Source organism: Rhizobium quercicola, from assembly GCF_021168455.1.
GTDB classification, from domain to species: Bacteria; Pseudomonadota; Alphaproteobacteria; order Rhizobiales; family Rhizobiaceae; genus Ferranicluibacter; species Ferranicluibacter quercicola.
This window is the reverse complement of sequence record NZ_JAJOZR010000010.1, coordinates 204,628-218,264: the sequence shown is the minus strand read 5'-3', so window position 1 is coordinate 218,264 and position 13,637 is coordinate 204,628. Positions and strand designations below refer to the sequence as shown.

Here is a 13,637-nt window from a genome sequence, read left to right as displayed (position 1 = left end):
GAAGTCTATTCCATGAACCGTCAAAAGCCCGAAAGCTCTCTCAGATCCGCGCAACATCCGCCGCCCACGTTTCTCTTTCTCATCTTCAATTGTCAAAAAACCGACACAACCCATCAGGTCCGTCACAGCGCGAAATGATCAAAGCTTGAAGCCAAAATCACCGCAAAATCTTCCCCACAAGAGCCTCAAGCTATTTTGCCTGAGACCGCCAAGTCGCTACAAAGTCAAGAAACTTCAGAGCGAGTTCGTCGGTCGCCAGCAGCGCCGCCGCCCTCGTTGGTGTGCGGTTTATAGATCCGAGGGAGAGCGTTCGTCAACAGGGTTTTTGAAAAAAATGACAGTTTTCTGACAAAGCCTTGCACCACAGGGGCTGGAGCCCCCTCCCCTCCCCGCGCGCTGCAGGAAACCTGCCTCCGCGCATCCGCCGCCCTCAGTTTTACACAATCGCGGTGTCTCAGAGAGCACCGCGCACCGTGTCGGATTTGACTCGACCGCGCGAAAGATGCACATCTTCGCACAATATCCGCAGCCTATAAGAAGAACCGGCGCGCGCAACAGGGACCCGATCAGCTGGCATGATCACGGACAAATCCATGATACGGTCGCTGGGCAACGAGCCGCCCATCCTGGCGGATGGCCGCCGGGCACCCGATCGCCGCGAGATTTCGCTCCGCTGGCTCTCCGGAACATTCCTCACCGGCATCACATCCAGTCTCCTGATGGGTGTCGCCCTCTTTGCCGCGCTCGATGGCCGACAGCAGCTCGCGATCCCGGCGGAAGCCTATGCGGCGGTGGACCCCGCCTTGCGCGCCGGCCAGCCGGCAACGACCGCCAAGCGCGGTGGTCGCATCGTTTCGCCGGTGATCGTCGCCAAGCCCTCCGACCGGACGATCCTCGAAGTGTCCACGATGATCCACGACGGCGAAAAGGAAGTGGTGCGTCGCCAGCCTTTCGCGCATGTTAAGATGACGCTGGCCGCCAATCATCAGGCCTCGGAATCCTACCCCTCCTTCGATCCCCTCGCGATCTTCTCCAATGACGATGCCACCTCCGCCCCTCCCCCTGTGCGCACCGGCACCATCTACGGCTCCGACGTCGAGTCCGAGGTCGCGCTGAAGACGGTCGATTTCCCCCTCAAGGGATCGACACTGAAATTCGGGCCGTCCATGTCGCTCGACGAGGTGGAAGAGAACGTCCGCTCCAACGGCGCGGCCCTGACGGAAGGCAACACCCAGCTCGCATCGCTCTTCTATGTCGATCCGCGACGCTTCGCCTCCGATGCCTCCGAGCTCGACCTGATCCAGGGCCTCACCGCCCGGGTGGTCGAGGAGAACATGACGGTCACGCCGTTCGAGACGATCAACGACAGCAGTGCGGAATTTGCCGACGACGTCATTCCGGTCCGGCGTGACACGGATATGGCGAGCGTTCTGAGCGGCGCCGGATATTCCAAGGCGCAATCGGCCGATATCGCCGCCGTGTTCAAGACGGCGCTGAATTCGGATATCTTCCGGGAAGGCGATGTCGTGCGGATCGGCATCATCCAGAGAGGCGAGAACGAAGAAGCGCGGGTGATGCGGGCGAGCGTCTACGCCAAGGGCGGTGCGCATGTGCTGACCATGGCGCTGGACGACCACGGCACCTTCGTGCGTGGCGAGGAACCGCCGCAGCTTTCCGCCGTCTACACCGCTTTCGACGACAATGGCACGCCGACCATCTCGGCCGGGCGTGATCTGCCCCGAGTCTATGACGGGGTCTATCGGGCGGCGCTTTCCTACGGCATGAACCAGGGCATGGTCGCGCAGCTGATCAAGCTGCTCGCGAGCAATGTCGATTTCCAGGCGCAGCTGAAGCCGACCGATAGCCTGGAGGCCTTCTTCTCCGTTGCGGATGAAAGCGGTCGGGCGACGGATACGTCGGAACTGCTTTACGTCAACGCGAAGTTCGGCGACGCGCAGACCCGGTTCTATCGTTTTCAGGATCCGGATGACAATTCCGTCGATTACTACAACGAGATGGGCAAGAGCATCCGTCAGTTCCTCCTGCGCAATCCGGTGCCCAACGGCACGTTCCGCTCGGGCTTCGGCATGCGGCGCCATCCGATCCTCGGCTTCTCGCGCATGCACACAGGCGTGGACTGGGCCGCGCCGCGCGGCACGCCGATCATCGCGGCGGGCAATGGCGTCGTGGAGAAGGCCGGGTGGGATAGCGGCGGCTATGGCAACCAGACGCTCATTCGTCATGCCAACGGTTACGTCTCGTCCTATAACCACCAGAGCGCGATCGCCAAGAACGTCAAGCCCGGCGCACGCGTCGCGCAGGGTCAGGTCATCGGCTGGATCGGGACGACGGGCCTGTCGACGGGCCCGCACCTGCACTACGAACTGATCGTCAACGGCAACCGCGTCGATCCGCTGCGCATCCGCCTTCCCGGCGGCAAGTCGCTGGACGGGCCGGCGCTCGCCCAGTTCGAGGAAGAGCGGCAGCGCATCGACGAGCTGCTGGCCAAGGACAATGGCAGCGAAGTCGCCGCCACGCAGTAACAACGCGCGGCGATGATGCCGCGCTCTTCGATCCCGTCGGGACGCGTTCAGTGCGGCCGCTTCGCCGCCGTCTCCGCAAGGCTCTCCTGATCCTGCATCTCGCCGTCGCGGGCCGCATCGAGGCGCTCGGCAACGCCGGCATCCGCCGGGTCCTGCTCGCGCCGCCACGGTCTGCGGCCCTTCAGCACGCCGGAGTCATGAACGATTTCCGCGACATATTCTTCCTGCCGATAGGCCATCACGTGGATACCGGAGACGCCTTTGATCTCCTTCACCTCGTTGATGATATCGATGCAGATCTGCTTGCCTTCCTTCTTCTGGTCGGCAGCACCTTCCAGCCGGGCGATGATGGCATCGGGAATATGGACGCCCGGCACGTTGGAGCGGATCCAGCGGGCCGTGCGGGCCGACGCCATCGGGCCGACGCCGACGAGAATATGGCAGTGCTCGTGCAGGCCGAGATCGCGCACCTTGTCCATGTAGGCGCGGAACATGGGCACGTCGAAACAATACTGGCTCTGCACGAACTGGGCCCCTGCCTCGATCTTCTTGGCAAGCCGGTACGGACGGAAATCATAGGGCGGCGCGAAGGGATTGATGGCGGCGCCGAGAAAGACGCGCGGCGGAGCCGTTAGCTTGCGACCGGAGAGAAACTTGGCGTGATCCCGCATGATCCGCACCGTTTCGAGCAGCGACATGCAGTCGAGATCGAAGACGGGTTTCGCCCCCGGCTGGTCGCCGGCCTGCACGCCGTCGCCGGTCAGGCACAGAATGTTCGCCACGCCCATGGCGGCCGCACCCAGCACATCGCCCTGAATGGCGATCCGGTTCCGGTCGCGGCAGGAGATCTGCATGATCGGCGCATAACCCATGCGCGTCAGAAGCGCGCAGATGCCGACAGACGACATATGGCAATTGGCGCCCGACGCATCGACCGCGTTGATGCCATCCACCCAGCCCTCGAACACGGCGGCCCGGGCATAGACCTCTTCCGGATCGGCACTGTCGGGCGGGTTCAATTCGGCCGTCACAGCGAACTCGCCGCGGCGAAGCACCTGCTCCAGCCGTCCGCGCGAGGAATGTCCGGGCAGGAGGTCACTTGGGAGGCCGCTCATGTCGGACGTCCCGAGGCGACAGTCTCGCTATCCCGCGCCTGCGCCGCGGCGGCCGTCACCCGCAGCCAGGAGGAGGTCTCGCGCAACGACTGATTCACCGGCGGCTGCACGGCCAGGATCGCGTCGCCGTTTTCCATCTGGCGAGAACCTTCCCAGGCCTTGACCCAGACGCAGGGCATATCGGGTTCCACTTCGCAATGTCCGTTGGCGCGCACGCCGCCGCAGGGGCCGTTGCGCAATTGTTTCGGGCAGTTCATGGGGCAGGACATGCCGGTGGACGACAAAATGCATTGGCCGCACATGCGACAGTCGAAGAGCAGACCCTTCACCCCGCGCTCGACCGCGGTCACCGGCGCCTCGGCTCTAGCGTAGCCGATCGCCCGCCAGAGCGGATGCAGCGCCAGAAACACCGACGCGAAGCGGTGATAGACCCATTCCAGCAGTCGCGAATGCCGCACCGACCAGAGGCGGATCGCAAAACTGCGCTGCCCCCGTCGGTTAGGCGAGACGCTGGCGGGCGTATAGGCGCCGGTCGCGGCCTTGCGGCCGGCCTGCGCATTGCCCTTGTCGGGTTTGGGCGCAGGCGCGAGATCGGAGGCCGAAGGTTTCGTCATCTATATCCGCCTTGTGTCGGTCCCGCCGTGCCCATTGTCATCTACATTGCCGTGCCCATCATCCGGCAGAAGCTTGCGCGTCTTTTCGACCCGTCGCGCATCCTTGCACGACACGCCGGCATGGCGAAAGCGACGTGTGCCGATACGGCTTACCAGATGCCGCGCGACAGCCCGGTCCAGATCCATGTCCAGACGGGCGGGTGATACCATTGCTGCGACGGGCCCGCGACCGCCATCGGCCGAAGCGTGCCGGCCAGCGCATCCTCGACGGCCCGAACCGCGATATCGGTTGCTGCTGCCGTCTGCAGCAGCGGATAGGTGTGCATCGTATCGGCTGTGTCGGGCGTCATGCGCGTCTGATAGAGAATATCGCCGGTATCGACGCCGGCATCGACCAGATGCACCGTCGCACCGAAATTCTCCTCATCCCGGTTCACCCGCGCCCAGTAACCGCCCATCAGGCCGCGATATCGCGGATTGATGCCCGCATGGAAATTGATGACGGGGCAGGATATCGCCGACAGTGTCGTAGCCGACAGCATGCGGCACGACACGAGAAACACGACATCCGGCGAGAGCTCGGTCAAGGTGTGAAGCGCTTCCGGCGTATTGATCGACGGAATCGGCACCGTTCTGGCATCGGCATTCGGCGCATCCGAAACGCCATAGGCCGCGAGAATTTCCCGCGCACGACGTTTGGTGAAACGCTTGCCGAATTTGGAGGCGATCATGGTCGCGAGCTGCCCGAGCGCCATCGGCCATCCGAGCTTGCGGGCGCGCCGCCTGACGAAGATGCCCTTGGATTCCGCCGGCTCCATGAGAACCACGACCTCGGAAAAGTGATGGGCGAGCGCGTTGATCAGGATCTGCGGGTTGCGTCCGCCGGCCGTGACCACGACCACCCGACCCGCTCGCTTCATCTCCGCCATATCACGCCTCTGTTCGCCTCGCCGCATTTGTCACCCATCCGGCTTACCGGGCGATTAATACCAGGTGTCGGCATGAGAAACCTGTCAGCGACGCCTGGGTATAAGTCCCTGACACGAAAAAGCCTCCCCGGTTTCCCGGGGAGGCTGATATCTCGGATCGCGAGGGGCGATCAGGCCGCAACGCGGTCTTCGCCCGTACCGCGCAGTTTGAAGTTCAGCCGGTCGGACCCTTCCAGCACCGTGATCACGGAGCCGTCCGGAATGTCCCCGGACAGAATCTTCTCGGCGAGCGGATCCTGCACATAGCGCTGGATCGTCCGCTTCAGCGGGCGTGCGCCATAGACCGGATCGTAGCCGCGCTCCGCGAGCCAGTGCCGGGCGTCGCCGTCCAGTTCCAGCGTGATCTTGCGATCGGCCAGCAGCGTTTTCAGCCGCTCGAGCTGGATATCGACGATCGCGCCCATCTCGCCGCGCTTCAGGCGGTGGAACAGGATGATCTCGTCGACGCGGTTGAGGAACTCCGGCCGGAAGGCCGATCGCACCACGCCCATGACCTGCTCGCGCACGCTGTCGGTATCCTCGCCTTCGGCAAGACCCGTCAGGTATTCCGCACCGAGGTTCGATGTCATGATGATCATCGTGTTGCGGAAATCCACCGTCCGGCCCTGGCCGTCGGTCAGACGCCCGTCGTCCAGCACCTGCAGCAGCACGTTGAAGACGTCGGGATGCGCTTTCTCGATCTCGTCGAACAGCACGACCTGATAGGGCTTGCGCCGCACGGCTTCCGTCAGCGAACCGCCTTCCTCATAGCCGACATAGCCCGGAGGTGCACCGATCAGCCGGGCAACGGAGTGCTTCTCCATATATTCCGACATATCCATGCGCACGAGCGCCGTGTCGTCATCGAAGAGGAAGCGCGCGAGCGCCTTGGTCAGCTCCGTCTTGCCGACGCCGGTCGGCCCGAGGAAGATGAACGAGCCGATCGGCCGGTTCGGATCCTGCAGTCCGGCGCGCGAGCGGCGCACGGCACGCGACACGGCCTGAACCGCATCCCCCTGCCCCACGACCCACTTGGCCAGCTCGTCTTCCATGCGCAGCAGCTTGTCGCGTTCGCCTTCCAGCATCTTGTCGACCGGTATCCCGGTCCAGCGGGAAACGATGTGCGCGATATTGTCCGGCGTCACCACCTCCTGAACCATGGATGCGGCGGAGCCGTCCTGCGCCTCGGACTCCTGCAACGCCTTTTCGAGCTTCGGGATCTCGCCATAGGCAAGCTCGCCCGCCCGCTGGAACTCACCCTTGCGCTGGGCAATGGCCAGTTCGTTGCGGGCTTCGTCCAGCTGCCGCTTGAGATCGGCGGCGAGCCCGAGCTTCGACTTTTCCGACTGCCAGCGCGCGGTCAGCGCATCGGCCTGCTCTTCGAGCCCGGTCAGGTCCAGTTCCAGCTTCTCCAGCCGGTCCTTGGACGCGCGGTCGGTTTCCTTCTTCAGGGCCTCACGCTCGATCTTCAGCTGCATGATGCGGCGGTCGAGTTCGTCCAGTTCCTCCGGCTTGCTGTCCACCTGCATCCGCAGCCGCGATGCGGCCTCGTCCATTAGGTCGATGGCCTTGTCGGGCAGGAAACGGTCGGTGATGTAGCGGTTCGACAGGGTTGCAGCCGCGACGAGCGCCGCGTCCGAGATCCGCACCTTGTGGTGCTGCTCGTACTTTTCCTTCAGACCACGCAGGATCGAGATGGTGTCCTCGACATCCGGCTCGTTCACCATGACCGGCTGGAACCGGCGGGCAAGCGCCGCATCTTTTTCGACGTGTTTGCGGTACTCGTCCAGCGTGGTCGCGCCGACGCAGTGCAGCTCGCCGCGCGCCAGCGCCGGCTTCAGGAGGTTGGAGGCGTCCATCGCGCCGTCGGCCTTGCCGGCACCCACCAGCGTGTGCATCTCATCGATGAACAGGATGATCTCGCCGGCATCCGCCTGAACTTCCGAAAGAATGGCCTTCAGCCGCTCCTCGAACTCACCGCGGAATTTGGCACCGGCGATCAGTGCGCCCATGTCGAGCGCCATCAGCCGCTTGTCCTTCAGGCTCTCCGGCACATCGCCATTGACGATGCGCAAGGCAAGCCCTTCGGCAATGGCCGTCTTGCCCACGCCGGGTTCGCCGATCAGCACCGGATTGTTCTTCGTGCGGCGCGAAAGCACCTGGATCGTGCGGCGGATCTCGTCGTCGCGACCGATCACCGGATCGAGCTTGCCGTCGCGCGCATCCGCGGTCAGGTCGCGCGCATATTTCTTCAGCGCGTCGAAGCCGGCCTCGGCATTGGCGCCATCGGCGGTGCGGCCCTTGCGGATCTCGTTGATCGCCTGGTTCAGCCGGGCCGCGGTGACGCCAGCCTTCGAAAGGGTTTGTGCGGTCGAGGCCGATGTTTCCACAGCCAGCGCCAGCAACAGGCGCTCGACGGTGACGAAACTGTCGCCTGCCTTTTTCGCAGCCTCTTCGGCGGTCGTGAAAACCTTGGCGAGCGGCTGGGACAGCGCGATGCCGCCGTTTCCACCGGACACTTTCGGCAGCTTGGCAAGGGCCGCATCATTGGCGAGCTTGGCGTCCTTCGCCCGGCCGCCGGCGCGCTCGATCAGCGAGGCTGCCATGCCCTGATCGTCGTCGAGCAGCACTTTCAGCACATGCTCGGGCGTGAACTGGGGATGCCCCGCCGACAGCGCATAGGTCTGCGCCGATTGCAGGAAACCGCGCACGCGTTCCGAATATTTCTCGATATCCATCGTCTACCTCCTTGGAACCGGAACGCCCATGCGGCACGCCCCGGCGGTTGGGATCGGGCTCCCGAAATCGGCAAGCCCGGTATCGCGGAAGGGACGCTGCGGATCGCAGCATCTTCCCGCTTCGATAGGAGATATGGGAGGCGTTTTTGCCGAATTAAAGAGCAGACATCACGTCATGTCGCTTTGCTGCGAGATTGTTCCACCCTGATCGAACAGGTGCAAAAGCGCGGGATCGACGATCCAGCCTTCGAGCGGATCGGCATGCGGCGGAATGCCGAAACCGACCTCTCTCTGCCCGTAGGCCCAGCCTGCCTGAACCGCACACAGGAGCGCATCCAGCGCATCCCCGCTCGGATCTTCGGCCAGCGATCGCGGTGCCTCGATCCGCAAGCCGGACAGGGAATGATCGGACACGGGATCGCAGAGACGGTCGAACAGGTCGAGGCGCGCCGACAGATGCGCGGCCGTCTGCAGGCTGCGCGTGTCGTTCTTATAGGATCGCCGCCCGATCAGCCGCCGCGCCATGACGCCGGGATAGGCCTCCACCACCACGCGGCTCGGGTCGCCCGCCCGCAGAAGCGGCAGATGCACATCGGATTCGAGCAGCCGGCGCGCGCCCTCGTAAAACATCAGACCGACCGGAACGCCATGCAGCTTCTGCGGGCTGATGCCGCCTGTGCTCTTGTCGATGAACCGCTGGTGCTCCTTGTCGCCCGGCGCGCGCGGCAGACGGTACTGCGTCAAAGCCTCGTAGAACTGCGCACGCGTCAGCCCGGCGACGTGCCGGACGCTGCCTTCCCACGACGAAGGCCAGCCGATCGTCTCGATGAACCGGCGCGACTGCCCGAAAGGAAAGTCGAGCCCGGCAATCCACGGGCCCGACGAGGCCAGAAAACCGGTGAACCCATCGAAACTCGTCCAGCGATGCATTTCCACGAACCGCAACGTCCCGCCATCCAGTCGGCATTGCACGCAGGTGATCGGCTTTTGCCGTGAGGGAGCGGAGGTGAAATCCACACCAAAAACCCTCATCCCATCGCCACCCGGCAAGGTCTCCCGGTCTCCGAGCCTTGCAGGTCGGGAAAACGGCGGCACAGGCGATCCGCCGGAGCGAGACGTAGCATCACGTTCCGCCACCGGCTTCAACACAGGCAGCACGGTCATGGCCTGAAGGATCGCGGCAACATGCATCGACTGGCCAATCAGTCCGGTGCCCAAACCAGCAAGCACCGTTTCGATCGGCAGAAGCTCGACCGTCAGCCCATTCTCTTCCGGATCGAGCTGTTGCTCGGCCACGCGGACGACGTCGCGAGCGAGAAACGCATGCACGCGGTTCGTCTGCATCGAGGGATTGGGATAGAGCGAACTCAACCATTCCATCTGCTCGCAGCGATAGCCGGTCTCCTCCAAAAGCTCCCGCCGCGCCGCGGCCTCTGGATCGACATCGCTCGCCTCCATGCTGCCGGCTGGCGCTTCCAACAAAACCTTGCCCGCAGCATGCCGATACTGGCGGACCAGCACCATCTGCCTGTCCGGTGTGATCGCGACGACGACGACCCAGTCGGGATAGGTCAGCACATAATAAGGGTCGATGCGCAGCCCGGACGGTGTCTCGCAGGCATCCGCACGGACATCGATATGCCGATCGCGGATCAGAGACCGCGAATGCAGGATCTTCCAGGTCTCGTCATTCCCAGCCATGGCCGGTCCCCTCCCCTCACGATGAAGCGTGACCATATCCCCATTCGCGTCGCTGTGACGACGTTTCAGACAGCTTGCATCCTATTTGTAAGAATTGACAAACGCTTCGGAATACCCAACGTCGAAGGAGAGCCTTGACCCAAGGCAACCCGACGATCCCGGACCCCCTATCCATGCCACCCGCGCACCTGCCAGCCTCGTGCCGGTCCTTGCTCCCGGCTATTGCCTCGGCCCTCGTGCTTTTCAGTCTCGTCGCCAGCCAGGCATTCGCGGCCGGAAACACGCCGTGCAGCGGCAGGAAAGGCGGCATCGATTACTGTCAGGGAGAGCGCTTCATCTGCCGCGATGGCTCGATCAGCGCGAGCAAGGCTTCCTGCTCGGCAACTTATCGACCGCTCGGGCTCCTCGGGGCATCACCCCGATCAGCACCGGCGACAGACGCAACGACGTGCGACTGCCGCAGCGGCACAGTCTGCACCGGTCCACGCGGCGGCCGGTTCTGCCTCTCCGACAGCGGCGAAAAAAGCTATCTGCGGAAATAGAACGGCCCACGAAAAAAGGGCGACGTTGCCGCCGCCCTTTCCAATCGCACAGGTCTTGCGACCGGTTATTCCGATTCGGCCAGAGCCGGCGCTTCCGGCTGTTCGCCGGCGATACCCTCGTCCGCGGCACCTTCGGTACGGCGCGGGCGACGGGGACGTGGTGCAGCCCGGCGGCGCGGGGTGCGGCCGGCAGCGGCTTCCTCTTCGATGGCGACCTCGGCGGGCGTGCCTTCGATGTCCGGCTGAGGGCCCGTACCGTCGATGACGGTTTCCGGCTTTGCGGCAACGGGATGCTCGACGGCGACGGGCCGCTCGGCGCGGGGCTGACGCTCGGCGCGGGGTGCACGTTCGGCACGCTCCGGACGTTCGGCGCGCTCGGGCCGTTCAGCCCGCGGCTCCGTCCGCTCGGGCCGGTCCGCCTGCTCGTTGCGGTCCACGCGTTCCGTCCGCTCGGGGCGATCGGCCTGAACCGGACGCTCGTTGCGCTCGGCGCGGTCCTGACGGTCCGGCCGTTCGGTGCGCTCCGTCCGCTGCTGCGGCTGTGGCTGCTGCTGGCGGGGCTGTTCGCGGCGCGGTGTCGGCTGCTGCATCATGGCGGGCTGGTCGTCGTAGCCCTGGTCCTGATCGTCGTCCATCATGCCGTCACGGTCGTTGCCGTCGATGTCGCTGCCCTCGTAGGAGGGGCGATCGTCACGCTGGAAGCGCTCCTGCATCTGCGCCTGTGCGGCTGCGATGATGCGGTTGTAATGCTCGGCATGCTGAAGATAGTTTTCGGCGATGACCCGGTCGCCGGAGCTCTGCGCATCCCGCGCGAGCGTCGTGTACTTCTCGGCGATATGCTGCGCGGTGCCGCGGATCTTCACGTCGGGGCCGGAGCTGTCATAGGTCCGGGTGAGCGGGTTCTGCCCCTTCCGGTTATGATTGTTGTTACCGCCGCCGCCATTGTTATTGTTGTTGTTATTATTGTTGTTACGCCCACGGCCGCGCTTGTTCTGCTGTCCTGGCCTCATCCTATCGTCACCCGAAATCTCTTGATCATGATGGTTCATATGGCGTCCGGCCTCATGGCTCCGGCCATCGTGGTAAACACCCTCTCGCAGCTCCCGACATAAGGGGAGTCGGAACGAGAAGGCACGCCGCGACCCAGCAGCCTGAAAAGGCATCTCGCTGGTTGGCGTCAAATTAACAGGTACCCGCACCAGGCACTGTCGACCCAAGCTCTTGTGTCAGAAGAGCATTCCCTGCGGAGAGGTCTGACCGGAACGAATCCTGAAATCCTTGACCGTCTGCTCAGTGCGTGGCGGCAACCTATCCGGCTTCCCCGCCAATTCCAAGCCTTTTCTTTGCATCTGAGAAAAGAACATCGCTTTGCCGAGGCAGTAAACCGCCTGTTTTCAACAGGCTGGAAGGCCTGCGGTCTATGGCTTGCCAGCATCGGCACGGCGAAAGACGAGCACCCGGTCGTTTCCCCCAAGATCGCGCAGGAACGTCGTTCTCTCGAAACCTTCGCCCGTGAAGATCCGCGTCACGCTGTCCTTCTGGTCGAAGCCGATTTCCAGCCCGACCATGCCCTCATCTTCGAGGAAGGCGGCCGCGTGTGCCGCGATGATGCGATAGGCATCCAGCCCGTCCGTCCCGCCGTCGAGCGCGAGCATGGGATCGAAGAGCCGCACCTCCGGGTCCAGGCCGTCGATGACATCCGAGCGGATGTAGGGCGGGTTCGAAACGATGATATGGTAACGCCCGTCGATCGTCTCGAACCAGTCGCTCCGCACCGTCCGGAAACGCGCGGACAGGCCGTGCGCCTGCGCATTGGCGGCGGCGGTCGCCAGGGCATCCTCGGAAAGATCGACGCCGATGCCCGTGGCCCCGGCGACCTCGTTCAGAAGGGCCAGGCAGATCGCGCCGGTGCCCGTGCCGAGGTCGAGGATGCGGCACTGCCCGAGCCGCGCGACCGTCGCCCGCACATGCGGCAGCATGGCCTCGACCAGTGTTTCCGTGTCCGGCCGCGGCTCCAGCGTTTCCGGCGAGAGCGACAGGGACAGACCATAGAAATCCCGCACTCCGAGAATACGGTGCAGTGGCTCGCGGGCCAGCCGTCGCGCGATTCCGGCGCGGATGGCGGCCGCCCTGTCCGCCGCCACGAGGTCCGCGCCGCGGCTCATCAGCCCCGCCGGCGTCAGACCGAGGCATCCGCCGACGAGAATGCGCGCTTCCTGCGCCGGATCGTCGAAATCCGCCTGCCGGAGCGCTGCGCGCATCTCGGCCAGCAGGCTGTCGATCGTGTCGGTCACCGCCTAGCCCTGCTGCTCGCCGAGACGGGCGAGCTGGTCAGCCTGATAATCGGCCAGCAGCGCATCCACCACCTCGTCGATCTCGCCCATCATCATCCGGTCGATCTTGTAGAGCGTCAGGTTGATGCGGTGATCCGTCACCCGCCCTTGCGGAAAATTATAGGTGCGGATGCGTTCGGACCGGTCGCCGGACCCGACCTGGCTCTTGCGGGAGGCCGAGCGCTCGCTATCGGCCTTCTGCCGCTCCATGTCGTAGAGGCGCGAGCGCAGAACCTGCATGGCCTTCGCCCGGTTCTGGTGCTGGGATTTTTCCGAGCTCGTAACCACGATGCCGGATGGCATATGCGTGATGCGCACCGCGCTGTCCGTGGTGTTGACGTGCTGGCCGCCCGCACCGGATGAGCGCATCGTGTCGATCCGGATGTCCTCGGCGCGGATCTCGATATCGATATCCTCGGCCTCCGGCAGCACCGCGACGGTGGCGGCGGAGGTGTGGATCCGCCCCTGCGTCTCCGTGTCCGGCACGCGCTGCACGCGATGGACGCCCGATTCGAACTTCAGCTTGGAGAACACGCCGCGCCCGGTGACGGTCGCGATGATTTCCTTGAAGCCGCCGGCATCGCCATCGCTGGCGCTGAGCACCTCGACCTTCCAGCCCTTGTCGGCGGCGTATCGCTCGTACATGCGAAAGAGATCGCCGGCAAAAAGGGCGGCCTCCGAACCACCGGTTCCCGCGCGGATTTCGAGAATCGCGCTCTTCTCGTCGGCGGCATCCTTCGGCAGCAGCAGGATCTGCATCTCGCTCGCCAGCGTTTCCAGCCGCGCCTCGATCTCCGGCTTCTCCATCTCGGCCAGATCGCGCATCTCGCGGTCGGTCGCCTTGTCGGACAGCAGCGCCTCGATATCGGCAAGCTCCGCCACGGCCTTCTCGTACTGGCGGATCTTAGCGACGACCGGCTGCAGCTCGGAATATTCCGATGCAAGCTTCACATAGACATCGGCTGCCGGCCCCGCCGACATGCGCGCCTCGATTTCCCCGAACCGCCGCTCCAGCTCCCGCATTTTTTCGACAGGTAATGTGGCCAATGCTTACTCCAGGCCGCTGAGCGGCGAATGATCGAA

At 64.3% G+C, this 13,637-nt stretch carries 9 protein-coding genes; 1 reads left to right on the top strand and 8 read right to left on the bottom strand.

Annotation, left to right across the window (positions count from 1 at the left end; genetic code table 11):
- Positions 1–575 precede the first annotated feature (575 nt).
- Positions 576–2,543 carry a M23 family metallopeptidase gene (locus LRX75_RS16820; protein WP_231815839.1) on the top strand — a complete coding sequence of 656 codons (1,968 nt, stop codon included), beginning with the start codon at positions 576–578 and terminating at the stop codon, positions 2,541–2,543.
- Positions 2,544–2,590: 47 nt separating this feature from the next.
- Here the strand turns inward: LRX75_RS16820 and LRX75_RS16815 are convergent, their stop codons facing one another.
- The 8 genes from LRX75_RS16815 to prfA form a co-directional block, all read right to left on the bottom strand.
- Positions 2,591–3,658 carry a methylenetetrahydrofolate reductase gene (locus LRX75_RS16815; RefSeq protein WP_231815838.1) on the bottom strand — a complete coding sequence of 356 codons (1,068 nt, stop codon included), beginning with the start codon at positions 3,656–3,658 and terminating at the stop codon, positions 2,591–2,593.
- On the bottom strand, positions 3,655–4,272 hold the full coding sequence (locus LRX75_RS16810) for a methylenetetrahydrofolate reductase C-terminal domain-containing protein (protein WP_231815837.1): 618 nt from the start codon (positions 4,270–4,272) through the stop codon (positions 3,655–3,657). The genes LRX75_RS16815 and LRX75_RS16810 overlap by 4 nt, the downstream gene beginning before the upstream one ends.
- Before the next feature lie 149 nt (positions 4,273–4,421).
- Positions 4,422–5,201: a formyl transferase gene (locus tag LRX75_RS16805; RefSeq protein WP_231815836.1), complete on the bottom strand. Its 780-nt coding sequence runs from the start codon at positions 5,199–5,201 to the stop codon at positions 4,422–4,424.
- Between the two features lie 170 nt (positions 5,202–5,371).
- Positions 5,372–7,978, bottom strand: a complete 2,607-nt coding sequence (clpB, locus tag LRX75_RS16800) for an ATP-dependent chaperone ClpB (RefSeq protein WP_231815835.1) — start codon at positions 7,976–7,978, stop codon at positions 5,372–5,374.
- Positions 7,979–8,146: 168 nt separating this feature from the next.
- On the bottom strand, positions 8,147–9,679 hold the full coding sequence (locus tag LRX75_RS16795; RefSeq protein WP_231815834.1) for an NUDIX hydrolase: 1,533 nt from the start codon (positions 9,677–9,679) through the stop codon (positions 8,147–8,149).
- Positions 9,680–10,286: 607 nt separating this feature from the next.
- Positions 10,287–11,231: a DUF4167 domain-containing protein gene (locus LRX75_RS16790; protein WP_231815833.1), complete on the bottom strand. Its 945-nt coding sequence runs from the start codon at positions 11,229–11,231 to the stop codon at positions 10,287–10,289.
- A 408-nt stretch (positions 11,232–11,639) separates the two neighbouring features.
- Positions 11,640–12,515: a peptide chain release factor N(5)-glutamine methyltransferase gene (gene prmC / locus LRX75_RS16785; protein WP_231815832.1), complete on the bottom strand. Its 876-nt coding sequence runs from the start codon at positions 12,513–12,515 to the stop codon at positions 11,640–11,642.
- A 3-nt stretch (positions 12,516–12,518) separates the two neighbouring features.
- Complete coding sequence (gene prfA / locus LRX75_RS16780) at positions 12,519–13,601, bottom strand: peptide chain release factor 1 (protein ID WP_231815831.1); 1,083 nt, start codon at positions 13,599–13,601, stop codon at positions 12,519–12,521.
- Positions 13,602–13,637: the final 36 nt, after the last annotated feature.